The 12718-nt window shown below is 37.3% G+C and carries 15 protein-coding genes and 2 other annotated features (1 of these 17 running past the window's edge); all 15 genes read right to left on the bottom strand.

What is annotated here, in order from left to right; translation table 11 throughout:
* Positions 1-20: 20 nt before the first annotated feature.
* Positions 21-3584: a DNA-directed RNA polymerase subunit beta gene (gene rpoB / locus Q0977_RS06715; RefSeq protein ID WP_199670688.1), complete on the bottom strand. Its 3564-nt coding sequence runs from the start codon at positions 3582-3584 to the stop codon at positions 21-23.
* 234 nt (positions 3585-3818) lie between these two features.
* Positions 3819-4418 (bottom strand): class I SAM-dependent methyltransferase, encoded by a 600-nt coding sequence (locus Q0977_RS06710; protein WP_119415307.1) that lies wholly within the window; start codon positions 4416-4418, stop codon positions 3819-3821.
* A gap of 79 nt (positions 4419-4497) precedes the next feature.
* Entirely contained in the window at positions 4498-4857 is a 360-nt protein-coding gene (gene rplL, locus Q0977_RS06705; protein ID WP_119415308.1) for a 50S ribosomal protein L7/L12, read from the bottom strand.
* A 71-nt stretch (positions 4858-4928) separates the two neighbouring features.
* On the bottom strand, positions 4929-5429 hold the full coding sequence (rplJ, locus tag Q0977_RS06700; protein ID WP_119415309.1) for a 50S ribosomal protein L10: 501 nt from the start codon (positions 5427-5429) through the stop codon (positions 4929-4931).
* Between the two features lie 32 nt (positions 5430-5461).
* Positions 5462-5608: a sequence feature (ribosomal protein L10 leader region), on the bottom strand.
* 45 nt (positions 5609-5653) lie between these two features.
* Complete coding sequence (gene rplA / locus Q0977_RS06695; RefSeq protein WP_119415310.1) at positions 5654-6355, bottom strand: 50S ribosomal protein L1; 702 nt, start codon at positions 6353-6355, stop codon at positions 5654-5656.
* Positions 6356-6482: 127 nt separating this feature from the next.
* Entirely contained in the window at positions 6483-6908 is a 426-nt protein-coding gene (gene rplK, locus Q0977_RS06690; protein WP_146013888.1) for a 50S ribosomal protein L11, read from the bottom strand.
* 179 nt (positions 6909-7087) lie between these two features.
* Positions 7088-7621, bottom strand: coding sequence for a transcription termination/antitermination protein NusG (nusG, locus tag Q0977_RS06685; RefSeq protein WP_119415311.1), 534 nt, complete (start codon positions 7619-7621; stop codon positions 7088-7090).
* A 99-nt stretch (positions 7622-7720) separates the two neighbouring features.
* The gene (gene secE / locus Q0977_RS06680; RefSeq protein WP_119415312.1) at positions 7721-7906 is read right to left on the bottom strand and encodes a preprotein translocase subunit SecE; all 186 of its coding nucleotides are present in this window, start codon (positions 7904-7906) and stop codon (positions 7721-7723) included.
* 45 nt (positions 7907-7951) lie between these two features.
* Complete coding sequence (gene rpmG / locus Q0977_RS06675) at positions 7952-8098, bottom strand: 50S ribosomal protein L33 (protein ID WP_119415340.1); 147 nt, start codon at positions 8096-8098, stop codon at positions 7952-7954.
* Positions 8099-8183: 85 nt separating this feature from the next.
* Positions 8184-8825: an RNA polymerase sporulation sigma factor SigH gene (sigH, locus tag Q0977_RS06670; protein ID WP_119415313.1), complete on the bottom strand. Its 642-nt coding sequence runs from the start codon at positions 8823-8825 to the stop codon at positions 8184-8186.
* 61 nt (positions 8826-8886) lie between these two features.
* The gene (locus tag Q0977_RS06665; protein WP_119415314.1) at positions 8887-9405 is read right to left on the bottom strand and encodes an NYN domain-containing protein; all 519 of its coding nucleotides are present in this window, start codon (positions 9403-9405) and stop codon (positions 8887-8889) included.
* 11 nt (positions 9406-9416) lie between these two features.
* Positions 9417-10163: a 23S rRNA (guanosine(2251)-2'-O)-methyltransferase RlmB gene (gene rlmB / locus Q0977_RS06660; protein ID WP_119415315.1), complete on the bottom strand. Its 747-nt coding sequence runs from the start codon at positions 10161-10163 to the stop codon at positions 9417-9419.
* Complete coding sequence (locus tag Q0977_RS06655) at positions 10163-10582, bottom strand: Mini-ribonuclease 3 (protein WP_119415316.1); 420 nt, start codon at positions 10580-10582, stop codon at positions 10163-10165. The genes rlmB and Q0977_RS06655 overlap by 1 nt, the downstream gene beginning before the upstream one ends.
* Before the next feature lie 4 nt (positions 10583-10586).
* Positions 10587-11987, bottom strand: a complete 1401-nt coding sequence (gene cysS / locus Q0977_RS06650; RefSeq protein WP_119415317.1) for a cysteine--tRNA ligase — start codon at positions 11985-11987, stop codon at positions 10587-10589.
* Between the two features lie 6 nt (positions 11988-11993).
* A complete protein-coding gene (cysE, locus tag Q0977_RS06645) occupies positions 11994-12641 on the bottom strand; it encodes a serine O-acetyltransferase (RefSeq protein ID WP_124217385.1) in 648 nt (215 codons plus the stop codon).
* A gap of 48 nt (positions 12642-12689) precedes the next feature.
* Positions 12690-12718, bottom strand: a binding site (T-box leader); it runs 209 nt beyond the window's last position.

Below are 12718 nucleotides of genomic sequence, written 5' to 3'. Positions count from 1 at the left end.
ATCCCAGTACTGTAATTGAATTACTCAGGTGACCCTACTGATGCTTCTTCTTCGTTGTTTGAAGTAATGTTAAATGAATCGTTTGGTTGAAGATCATCATCATCTTCACTATCACGTAATTCTATTTCTTCATCATCGATTGTTAGCATTTTCACATCTAAACCTAAAGATTGAAGTTCTTTAATTAATACTTTGAAAGATTCAGGAACGCCTGGTTCTGGAACACTTTCACCTTTTACGATTGCTTCGTAAGTTTTAACACGACCTACAACGTCATCTGATTTAACTGTTAAGATTTCTTGAAGTGTATAAGCAGAACCATATGCTTCAAGAGCCCAAACTTCCATTTCACCAAAACGTTGTCCACCAAATTGTGCTTTACCACCAAGAGGTTGTTGCGTAACTAATGAGTAAGGACCTGTTGAACGAGCGTGAAGTTTATCATCAACCATGTGAGCAAGTTTGATCATATACATAACACCAACTGATACACGGTTATCGAAAGGTTCACCAGTACGTCCATCATAAAGGATTGTTTTACCGTCACGATTCATGCCGGCTTCTTCCATTGTTTTCCATACGTCTTCATCAGTAGCACCATCGAATACCGGTGTTGCCATATGAACGCCTAAGTAACGAGCGGCCATACCTAGGTGCAACTCTAATACTTGTCCGATGTTCATACGAGATGGTACACCTAATGGGTTTAACATGATATCTACTGGAGTACCGTCTGGCAAGAATGGCATATCTTCTTCAGGTAAGATACGAGAGATTACCCCTTTGTTACCATGACGTCCGGCCATTTTGTCCCCAACGCGAATTTTACGTTTTTGAACAATATAGACGCGAACCATTTGGTTAACACCTGGTGATAATTCATCTCCATCTTCACGATTGAAGACTTTGACATCTAGTACGATACCGCCTGCACCGTGAGGAACACGTAATGAAGTATCACGAACTTCACGAGCTTTTTCACCGAAGATTGCGTGTAATAGGCGTTCTTCTGCAGTCAATTCAGTTACCCCTTTAGGAGTTACTTTACCGACTAAAATGTCACCATCATGCACTTCAGCACCAATGCGGATAATACCACGTTCATCTAGGTTACGTAATGCTTCTTCTCCGACGTTAGGAATATCACGAGTGATTTCTTCAGGTCCGAGTTTAGTATCACGTGCTTCTGATTCATATTCTTCGATATGAACAGAAGTATAAACGTCATTTTTAACAAGACGTTCGTTCATGATTACAGCATCTTCATAGTTATAACCATTCCAAGTCATGAATGCTACGACTACGTTTCGACCAAGTGCTAACTCACCGCGTTCCATTGAAGGACCATCTGCAAGAATATCACGTGGTTTAACACGTTCGCCAACTTTCACTAATGGACGTTGGTTGTAACTTGTACCTTGGTTAGAACGTACAAATTTTTGTAATTTATATTTTGTTAAATCGCCTTTAACTTCTTTTCCATCGATTACTTCGATACGGCGTACATGAATTGAACGTGCTTCAACATGTTCAACAATACCTGCATATTTTGCAACTACTGCCGCACCTGAGTCACGTGCATCTACATGTTCCATACCTGTACCAACGAATGGAGCTTCCGGATTTAACAATGGAACTGCTTGTCGTTGCATGTTGGCACCCATAAGAGCACGGTTTGAGTCATCGTTTTCTAAGAATGGAATACATGCTGTTGCTGCAGATACTACTTGTTTTGGAGATACGTCCATGTAGTCAACAGTTTCACGTTTGAATACTGAGTTATCACCACGGAAACGTCCTACAACTTCTTCCTCAGCAAAAGAGCCATCTGGATTTAATGGTGAATTTGCTTGAGCAACAACGTAGTTATCTTCTTCGTCAGCAGTTAAATAATCGATATGATCTGTTAAGCAACCAGTTTCAGGATCAACACGACGATATGGTGTTTCGATGAAACCAAATTTGTTCACTTTTGCATAACTTGAAAGTGAGTTGATCAAACCAATGTTTGGACCTTCTGGTGTTTCAATCGGACACATACGACCATAGTGAGAATAGTGAACATCACGTACTTCAAAGCCAGCACGTTCACGTGTTAAACCACCAGGTCCTAGAGCTGATAGACGACGTTTGTGAGTCAATTCAGCTAATGGGTTTGTTTGGTCCATGAATTGTGATAATTGAGAACTACCAAAGAATTCTTTAATAGCTGCAATTACTGGACGAATATTGATCAATTGTTGTGGAACAATAGACGCTGTGTCGTTAATAGACATACGTTCACGTACGACACGTTCCATACGAGATAACCCGATACGGAATTGGTTTTGTAATAGTTCACCTACAGAACGTAGACGACGGTTACCTAAGTGGTCGATATCGTCTGTGTCGCCCACACCATATAATAAGTTAAAGAAATAAGAAACAGATGATACTACATCAGCAGGAGTGATATGTTTCACTTCTTCATCGATATAAGCATTACTGATTACTTTGATTTCTTTTTGTGATTCATCATTTGGTGCATAGATTTTAATTTCTTGAATTTGAATATCTCCTTCAAGAACTCCTCCAACTTTAGAAATCGTTTTAAAGCCAACACCGTTTTCTAAATATGGGATTAAACGATCTAGTACACGACGGTCGATTAATGTACCAGCTTCGACCAAAATTTCGCCTGTTTCAGGATCTGCTAAAGTTTCAGCAATTGTTTGGTTGAATAGGCGGTTTTTGATATGAAGCTTTTTGTTCATTTTGTAACGACCAACGTTTGCTAAATCATAACGTTTTGGATCAAAGAAACGAGAATACAATAGATTTTTTGCACTTTCTACTGTTGGTGGTTCACCAGGGCGTAGACGTTCATAAATTTCTAATAGTGCTTTTTCTGTACTATCTGTATTATCTTTTTCCAATGTGTTACGTAAAAATTCGTTATCACCGATTAATTCGATGATTTCTTGATCGGATGCAAAGCCAAGCGCACGTAAAAGTACTGTAATTGGCAATTTACGAGTACGGTCGATACGAACATAGACAACATCTTTAGCGTCTGTTTCGTATTCAAGCCAAGCACCACGGTTTGGAATAACTGTAGCACCAAAACCTTTTTTACCGTTTTTATCTGTTTTATCGTGATAGTATACACTTGGTGATCTTACTAATTGTGAAACAATAACGCGTTCCGCGCCGTTGATAATGAAAGTACCAGTTTCTGTCATGAGCGGGAAATCCCCCATGAATACTTCTTGTTCCTTCACTTCTTCTGTTTCTTTGTTAAGAAGACGTACTTTTACACGTAATGGTGCTGCATAAGTCACGTCACGTTGTTTGCATTCATCGACATCATATTTCGGTTCTCCGAGACTGTAGTCGACGAATTCTAGTGATAGATTCCCTGTGAAGTCTTCAATTGGTGAAATGTCACGGAACATTTCACGTAAACCTTCTTCAAGAAACCATTCGTTAGATGCGGTTTGAATCTCAATAAGATTCGGAAGTTCCAGCACCTCTTTAATACGCGCAAAGCTTCTACGCTGGCGGTGTTGTCCGTACTGAACTAGTTGACCTGTCAACTCATTCACCCCTCAATAAAGCGATAATAGGTCTTTCAGAAACCATATAAATGTTGTATGATTACGAAAGACAAAAAGAAAACGAGTTCATTTTGAGCTCATTTTCGATTAACCAAAGTTAAATTCGAAAGCTCTTGCTATTTCATTTTCAATCAATAGGCAAACGCCCTCAAATTAATATTTTTGCATTTTATTATATTATCACAGCGTTTTTGTCAAGTCAATCTATAAGTTTTGACAAATTTATTTTACTGCTTTGATAATCCAATAACCTTTTTTCTTCTCTACTATTTCCACTTTTGAAAATTTTAATTCCAAATGTTCTACAGTAGATGGTGCACCTTGTTTTTTTTGAATGACAATCCACAGTTCACCTAAATCCACTAGTTTTTCATATGCTTCATCATAAAATCTAAAAATAGTGTTTTTTCCTGCGCGAATCGGAGGATTTGTCAAAACAACAGCGACTTGTTCTTCTTGAACAGATGAAAGTGCATCACTCTCATAGATCTGTACATTTTGAACCCCGTTCAATTCAGCATTTTTCTTTGCTAGATTAACCGCTCGCTCATTGACATCCATCATGTGAATTATATGATTTGGATAACTTTTTGCAATTGACAATCCAATTGGTCCATATCCACAACCTACATCTAAAATACACCCTTCAACAGTTGGCATCTCAAAACTATCAATTAATACACGGGAACCAAAATCTACTTCGCTTTTACTAAAAACCCCTGCATCTGTTTCAAAAACAAAAGAAAATCCCCGAAGTGTAAAATTCCATCTACGTGGTTTACTCTCTACTTGAGGCTTTTTTGAATAATAATGTTCTGACAAGAATAATGCCCTCCATCATCTAAAGGTAAAGAAAAAGCCCGCCAAAATTGACGAGCTTTTCACAATCAACAAGTAGAAATTATTTAACTTCTACAGATGCGCCAACTTCTTCAAGTTTAGCTTTGATTTCTTCAGCTTCTTCTTTAGCAACGCCTTCTTTAAGAGCTTTAGGAGCGTTATCAACTACTTCTTTAGCTTCTTTAAGACCTAAACCAGTGATTTCACGAACCACTTTGATTACTTTAATTTTTGAATCACCAGCAGAAGCTAAAACTACATCAAATTCAGTTTTTTCTTCTGCAGCTGCAGCAGCGCCACCAGCAACTGCTACAGGAGCAGCAGCAGTAACACCGAATTCTTCTTCGATTGCTTTTACTAAATCGTTTAATTCAAGAACTGTCATATTTTTAACAGCTTCTAAGATTTGCTCATTGTTCATTATATTTTCCTCCTATACGGAATGTAAGTTTTTTTGTTTTGGCAATAGTTGCCTAGAAGATTAAGCAGCTATTAAGCGCCTTGTTCTTCTTTTTGTTCTGCAACAGCTTTTGTTACAAGAGCTAGGTTGCGCATTGGAGCTTGAAGTACAGATAATAGCATAGATAGTAAACCTTCGCGAGATGGAAGTTCTGCCAATGCTTTAACTTCTTCAACGCTTGCATAAGCGCCTTCGATAAGACCAGCTTTAATTTCTAATTGTTCGTTTTCTTTCGCAAAGTTGTTGATGATACGTGCAGGAGCAACAACATCTTCACTTGAAAATGCAATTGCATTTGGACCTGTAAGAACTTCGTTAAGTTCTTCATAACCAGTTTCAACAGTAGCACGACGAACTAAAGTATTTTTGTATACTTTAAATTCTACACCAGCTTCACGTAATTGTTTACGTAGTTCAGTAACTTGAGATACTGTAAGACCACGGTAGTCAACTACTACTACTGATGCTGCACTTTTAAACTTGTCAGCGATTTCTTGAACAACAGCTTGTTTAGCTTCAACTGCTTTGTTCATCTTGACACCTCCTATTAGAATGGGTCATTTATACCGACAAAAGAAAAGCCTCTTGCCAATAGTAGACAAGAGGCGGAATTTCATCATCTTAAGTAAGAGTCTGAGTTCCTTTGCCCTCGGTAGGACATTAAGCGAAAATAATTCGCCCCTACGGTCTACGGTACAAATGGATATTCACAACAGTATTCATCATAACAAACGATGTATACTCTGTCAATCAAAAATTATTTTGCTTCTGTAGCTGATAGTGGGTCAACTTTAATTGATGGTCCCATTGTAGTAGTTACGTGTAAAGATTTTACGTAAGCACCTTTTGATGCAGCAGGTTTTGCTTTAAGGATTACGTCAATTAATGTAGATAAGTTTTCAGCTAGTTTATCAGCTTCGAATGAAACTTTACCAACTGGTGCGTGAATGATACCAGCTTTATCTGCACGGTATTCAACTTTACCAGCTTTGATTTCATTAACTGCTTTTGTTACGTCGAAAGTAACTGTACCAGTTTTAGGGTTTGGCATTAAACCTTTAGGTCCTAATACACGACCAAGTTTACCAACTTCACCCATCATATCTGGAGTTGCAACGATTACATCGAAGTCAAACCAACCTTGTTGGATTTTTTGGATATATTCTGCATCGCCCACGTAATCAGCGCCAGCTGCTTCAGCTTCTTTAATTTTTTCACCTTTAGCGAAAACTAAAACGCGTTGAGTTTTACCAGTACCGTTTGGAAGTACTACTGCTCCACGGATTTGTTGGTCGTTTTTACGAGTATCGATGTTTAAGTTAAATGCTACTTCAACTGTTGCGTCAAAGTTAACAGTGCTTGTTTTTTTAGCAAGTTCAGCTGCTTCAGCTACTGTGTATAGTTGGTTACGGTCAACTAATTTAGCTGCATCTTGCATTTTTTTACCTTTTTTAGCCATTATATATTTCCTCCTTGATTGTGGTTGTAACGGGTTAAACCTCCCACGAATAAAGGCTGCGAGTTTCAAATATGACTATAAGAAACAATCGCAACCTCCAAAAACAATACTTTATCAAGTAATGGGATTAGTCTTCGATCACAATACCCATGCTACGTGCAGTACCTTCTACCATTGACATAGCAGCTTCTACTGATGCTGCATTTAAGTCAGGCATTTTAGTTTCAGCGATTTCGCGTACTTTATCACGTTTCACTGTAGCTACTTTTTTACGATTTGGTTCACCTGAACCTGATTTGATACCAGCTGCTACTTTAAGTAGAACTGCTGCCGGTGGAGTTTTTGTAATGAAAGTGAATGAACGATCTTCAAATACAGAAATCTCAACTGGAATAATCAAACCTGCTTGGTCCGCAGTACGAGCGTTGAATTCTTTACAGAATCCCATGATGTTAACACCTGCTTGACCCAATGCAGGACCTACTGGTGGTGCTGGATTTGCTTTACCAGCTGGGATTTGAAGTTTTACAACTTTAACAACTTTTTTAGCCACGAGACACACCTCCTTAAGTCCGTGATGTGGTAATTGGGTTTCCCCTCCCACTCAATATCTGTCTGTCGGCTGAATCCGATAACATTAAAAATTACTATATCATAACATGTGATATATTTTTCACAGTATGACCTATGAAATGATAACACTTTTTAAAATGCAAGGCAAGTACCTTGTATTTAAACTTTTAGAACTTGATCAAAATCTAGTTCCATTTTTGTTTCACGACCGAACATGTCCACTTTAACATTTACTTTGCCTTTATCAGCGACAATTTCTTCTACAATTCCTTGGAAATGAGCAAAAGGTCCTTCAAGAACTTCAACTAAATCACCTACACCGAAGTCTAGGTCAACAGTTGCTTCGTTTTCGCCCATTTGTTGTAGAATTGCTTCTACTTCTTCAGGAAGTAATGGTGTTGGTTTTACCCCACCACCTGAAGAACCGATGAAACCAGTCACCCCTGGTGTATTACGAACAACATACCAAGCATCATCTGTCATAACTAATTCTACTAATACATAGCCTGGGAAAGTTTTACGCATATATGTTTTTTTACGACCGTCTTTTACTTCAGTTTCTTGCTCTTCTGGAATAATCACGCGGAAGATTTTATCTTGCATACCCATTGTTTCAACACGTTTTTCTAGGTTTGCTTTTACTTTGTTTTCATAACCTGAATAAGTATGAACGACATACCATTTTTTCTCCATAATAGATAGGACTACTCGTCCTTCCCTCCTTTTCTAAAGGCAAAATGAAAAAACCCGTTACAACACACGGGCTATTTCAGACATATTAACTTTATTAAATCATAACTCCAAGTACCAGCGCAATAATTTAGAAACACCTAAATCGATTACCATGAAAAATGCAGCCATAAACAGCAAAGTTGTAATGACGATAATTGTATATTTCGTCAATTCTTTACGTTTTGGCCAACTTGTTTTTCTCATTTCTGATAGAACACCGCGGAAAAACACACCTAACTTACCCATCCAACCAAACCTCCGAATATAATCATATATACATAACGTATTGTATTATCTAGTCTGTTTATGTAATGTATGCTCATTACAATGTGAACAATATTTTTTAAGTTCCATTCTCTTTGAACTGTCTTTAGCCGCGGGTACATGATAATTTCTAGCCCCGCATTTTTCACAGCTTAATGCTACTTTTTGTGTCATGCTATCACCTTTACGGAATTGTCCTTTTAAAAGCCTATCATCTATTAGAAAAGCTGTCAACTTACCTCTTAACCCTATAAAACTACTATTCTACTTCTAAATGCCGTTCTAATTTTCGCTTAATACGTTGTAAAGCATTATCAATCGACTTAACGTGCCGATCTAATCTAGCAGAAATTTCTTGGTAAGAGCAACCTTCTAAATAGAGGGTTAAAACTTGTCTCTCTAAATCACTTAAGACTTGTCCAATTTTCTCTTCTAAATAGTTAAACTCTTCACGATGAATGATTAATTTCTCAGGATCATCAACTGTCGCCCCTGTAAGCATATCCATTAGCGTTTTCGTTGATTCTTCTTCAAAAACTGGCTTATCTAGTGAAACATATGAGTTAAGTGGTATATGTTTCTGTCTAGTGGCCGTTTTTATAGCCGTAATAATTTGACGCTTAACACAAAGTTCAGCAAAAGCTTTGAAAGAAGCTAATTTATCATCTTTAAAATCCCGGATTGCTTTATACAATCCGATCATACCCTCTTGCACAATATCCTCTTTATCAGCACCAATTAAAAAATAAGATTTAACTTTTAAGCGTACAACCGGCTTATACTTACTAATTAGGAAATCCAATGCTTCTGTATCGCCATCGCGTGCCGCTTCTACTAGTTGCTCATCAGTCAAAGTCTCAAATTGTTGATGCTTAACGTGTAAATGATCACTTGTTAACAAAGTATCACCCCAATTGCGCTAGCCTATTTAAACATAGTATAACGGAATTGGAAAATATCAGTCAATCACTCAATTTATTTCCTCTACGCATTTGTTCGAATTTTTCTAAAACATCTGCTGATAATTCAATTTTAGAGCTAGGTTTTTGGACTTGAATATTTTTAACTTTTTGAGAAATTTGAGTGCGTACATTTTGGATTTCAATTTCAAATTCACGCGCAGATTTTCGAAGAGCACCATTTCCAAATATTACACTTTGTTCAGCCATATCTGATGTGGCTACGTAAATTTTGTTTCTCTTGGTTGTTAGTTCAGCAGTGAGCTTTTCAATACGATCATCTGCAGTTTCTTTTGCTCTGGTATAAATAACTTCAACATTATGCTGTGTCATCTTTGTAGCGATGCCAGGAACGAGATACGCGTCAAAAACGACAATGACGCGCATTCCCGAGTAGGCTTGATAGTCTGCCATTAACTCTATCAGTCGATCTCTCGCATCTATTAGCTTATGTTCTTTTAACGCTTGTAGTTCCTTCCATGCACCAATAATGTTATAGCCATCAACTAAGAGTATGTTCATCAGCAGCCACCTTAAATTTCTTGACGTTTACGAAGTACTTCATACATCAGTAAAGAAGCTGCGACGGAAGCATTTAGAGATGTGACATGTCCTACCATTGGTAAATTATAAAGAAAATCACATTTTTCTTTTAGGATGCGACTCATACCTTTGCCTTCACTACCAATAATAACAGCCAAAGGTAATGTAGCATCCATTTTACGATAATCTACCGAACCTTTCGCATCAGTACCAGCGATCCAAACACCACGTTCTTTTAACTCTTCCACTGTTTGTGACAAGTTATTAACACGTACTGTCGGAATATATTCAATAGCTCCTGTAGATGCTTTTGCAACAACAGCTGTTAAGCTAACTGAACGACGTTTCGGAATAATAATACCATGTGCACCTACTGCATCAGCTGTTCGCATAATTGAACCAAGATTATGTGGATCCTCTAATTCATCCAAAATGATAAAGAATGGATCTTCTCCTCTTTTTTCAGCTAATTTAAAAAGATCATCGAGTTCTGCATAATTATAAGCAGCAACAGAAGCAACAATTCCTTGATGATTTTCAGAAGATAATTGGTCCACTTTTTTCTTAGGAACAAATTGTACGATTACGCCACGCTCTTTTGCTAAATTAAGTAATTCGTTAATGCCACTTTTTTTGACGCCTTCTGCAATCCAAATTTTATTAATATCTCTTGTAGATCGAAGTGCCTCAAGTACTGGATTTTTTCCGGCAATTATTTCTTTTATTTGTTCAGTCATTATTTCGACACCTCTTTCTTATTTTCAACTACATGAATAGCATATTGGATAATTGCATCAACGCGTTCATGCTGCCCTGTTAAATATAAATAGCCGAGAACCGCTTCAAAAGCCGAGCTATAATTATAAGTTTGAACATCTGTATTTTTAGGTATAGAACCAGATTTAGCATTACGGCCACGTTTTAATACAGCCATCTCTTCTTCAGTAAAGTAATCCTCATCTATCATTTGATGAATCACCATGGATTGGGCTTTCGCTGATACATAATGAGTTGCCTCACGATGTAGAACTTTTGGCTTTACACGACCTACTCTTAATAAATGTTCACGAATCGCTATTTCTAATACTGCATCGCCCATATAAGCTAAAGCGAGTGCATTTAATTGTTTTACATCTGCATTACGAAGTTCTCCCACTTCATTAACCTCGTTTCCATCGAACACCTTGACGCGTATCTTCCAAAATAATGTTCATATCTTTCAATTGATCTCGAATTTCATCAGCACGTTTAAAATCACGATTCTTTCTAGCTTGTTGACGTTCTTCGATTAACGCATCAATTTCTTCGTCTAATAATTCTTCTTGTACTTCTAGTTTAATACCTAGCACATTTGAAAGTTCGTTTAATGTATTGATAAATTCTTTTAATAATTCTTCGTTTGTGTTTGTTTCGTTTAAATATTTATTGGCCTCTGTAGATATGTTAAATAAGGTTGCAATTGCATTTGCTGTGTTAAAGTCATCATCCATTGCCACTTCAAAGTTTTGGCGTTCTTGTTGGATGACATCTAACCAAGACTGCTCTTTGTCGCCTATGTTGGCCGTATTTTTTAGGCGATGTGTTAAGTTGTTATAAGAAGTACGGATGCGTTCTAAACCATTAGCTGCTGCTTCGACTAAGTCTTGTGAAAAGTTGATTGGGTGACGATAATGAACAGAAAGCATAAAGAAACGCAATACTTGTGGATCTATCTGTTGGATAATATCATGTACCAAGATGAAGTTGCCAAGTGATTTGGACATTTTTTCATTATTAATATTAATATAACCATTATGCATCCAATATCGAGCAAATGTTTTGCCTGTATAGGCTTCTGATTGAGCAATTTCATTTTCATGATGAGGGAACGTCAAATCTTGACCTCCTGCATGAATATCAATTGTATCACCAAAATGGTTATGGACCATCACCGAACACTCTATATGCCAGCCAGGTCTACCATTTCCCCAAGGACTTTGCCAGAAAATTTCACCTGGTTTTGCTGCTTTCCAAAGCGCAAAATCGAGTGCATCATCTTTCTTTTCTCCTGCTTCAATTCGTGCACCAATTTTCAAATCATCCACAGATTGATGTGATAATTTTCCGTAATCCTTAAACTTACGTGTACGATAATACACATCTCCTTGAGATTCATAAGCGTAACCTTTTTCAATCAATACAGCGATGAAATTAATAATTTCATCCATATGTTGCGTTACACGTGGATGTGAATCTGCCTTTTGGCATCCAAGAGCTGTAATATCTTCAAAATAAGCATTTATAAAACGTTCTGTTAGTTCGGAAACTTCTTCTCCTAACTCATTTGCCGCTTTAATAATCTTATCATCCACGTCTGTAAAGTTTGAAACATACGTAACTTCATAGCCGCGGTATGTTAAATAGCGACGCACTGTATCATAGACGATAACAGGACGTGAATTCCCAATATGAATGTAGTTATATACAGTTGGACCACACACATACATTTTAACTTTGCCTTCTTCAAGAGGTACAAAAGGCTCCTTTTCACGTGTTAATGAGTTAAAAATTTGAATACCCATGAGAAATTATCTCTCCTTTTTACTCTGCTCTAATTCTCTATACAATTCATTGATCTTTTGTTCCATTTGCTGGCAACGATCTTCCATTGGATCCGGTATATTTTGATGATCTAGTTTTTGCTCACGGTTTACACGAACACCATCTTGTATCACAACTTTACCTGGAATACCAACAACTGTAGCATTTGGGGGTACCGGTTTCAAGACAACTGAACCTGCACCAATTTTACTGTTCTCTCCAATTGTAATAGAACCAAGTACTTTTGCACCAGTTGCAACCAGTACATTATCTTGTAGTGTAGGATGTCTTTTACCTTTTTCTTTTCCGGTCCCTCCTAATGTTACACCTTGATATAAAGTACAATCATTGCCAATTTCACATGTTTCACCAATAACAACACCCATTCCATGATCAATAAAGAAACGACGGCCAATTTTTGCACCTGGGTGAATTTCAATACCCGTAAAGAAGCGGCTAATTTGTGAAATAGACCTTGCTATAAAGTAAAATTTACGTTTATAAAAAGCATGTGCAATTCTATGGGACCATATCGCATGTAAACCAGAATAAGTTAAAACTACTTCTAGTGTACTACGAGCCGCTGGATCATTTTCAAAAATTGTTGCAATATCTTCTCTCATTCTTTTAAACATATATAAGCCTCCTTTTAAATAAAAAATAAAAACGCCTCTGCCGTAATAGACAGAGGCGCCTTGAATGCGCGGTTCCA

Source organism: uncultured Rummeliibacillus sp., assembly GCF_934216135.1.
Lineage (GTDB): Bacteria > Bacillota > Bacilli > Bacillales_A > Planococcaceae > Rummeliibacillus.
The sequence above is the reverse complement of the archived record's forward strand: the minus strand, read 5'-3'. Positions and strand labels throughout refer to the sequence as shown.

Excerpts from the sequence above, each read along its gene's own strand:
- rplL (WP_119415308.1), bottom strand. The coding sequence starts at position 4,857 with ATGAACAATGAGCAAATCTTAGAAGCTGTTAAAAATATGACAGTTCTT.
- rplJ (WP_119415309.1), bottom strand. The coding sequence starts at position 5,429 with ATGAACAAAGCAGTTGAAGCTAAACAAGCTGTTGTTCAAGAAATCGCT.
- rplA (WP_119415310.1), bottom strand. The coding sequence starts at position 6,355 with ATGGCTAAAAAAGGTAAAAAAATGCAAGATGCAGCTAAATTAGTTGAC.
- nusG (WP_119415311.1), bottom strand. The coding sequence starts at position 7,621 with ATGGAGAAAAAATGGTATGTCGTTCATACTTATTCAGGTTATGAAAAC.
- secE (WP_119415312.1), bottom strand. The coding sequence starts at position 7,906 with ATGGGTAAGTTAGGTGTGTTTTTCCGCGGTGTTCTATCAGAAATGAGA.
- rpmG (WP_119415340.1), bottom strand. The coding sequence starts at position 8,098 with ATGACACAAAAAGTAGCATTAAGCTGTGAAAAATGCGGGGCTAGAAAT.
- Q0977_RS06665 (WP_119415314.1), bottom strand. The coding sequence starts at position 9,405 with ATGAACATACTCTTAGTTGATGGCTATAACATTATTGGTGCATGGAAG.
- rlmB (WP_119415315.1), bottom strand. The coding sequence starts at position 10,163 with ATGACTGAACAAATAAAAGAAATAATTGCCGGAAAAAATCCAGTACTT.
- cysS (WP_119415317.1), bottom strand. The coding sequence starts at position 11,987 with ATGGGTATTCAAATTTTTAACTCATTAACACGTGAAAAGGAGCCTTTT.
- cysE (WP_124217385.1), bottom strand. The coding sequence starts at position 12,641 with ATGTTTAAAAGAATGAGAGAAGATATTGCAACAATTTTTGAAAATGAT.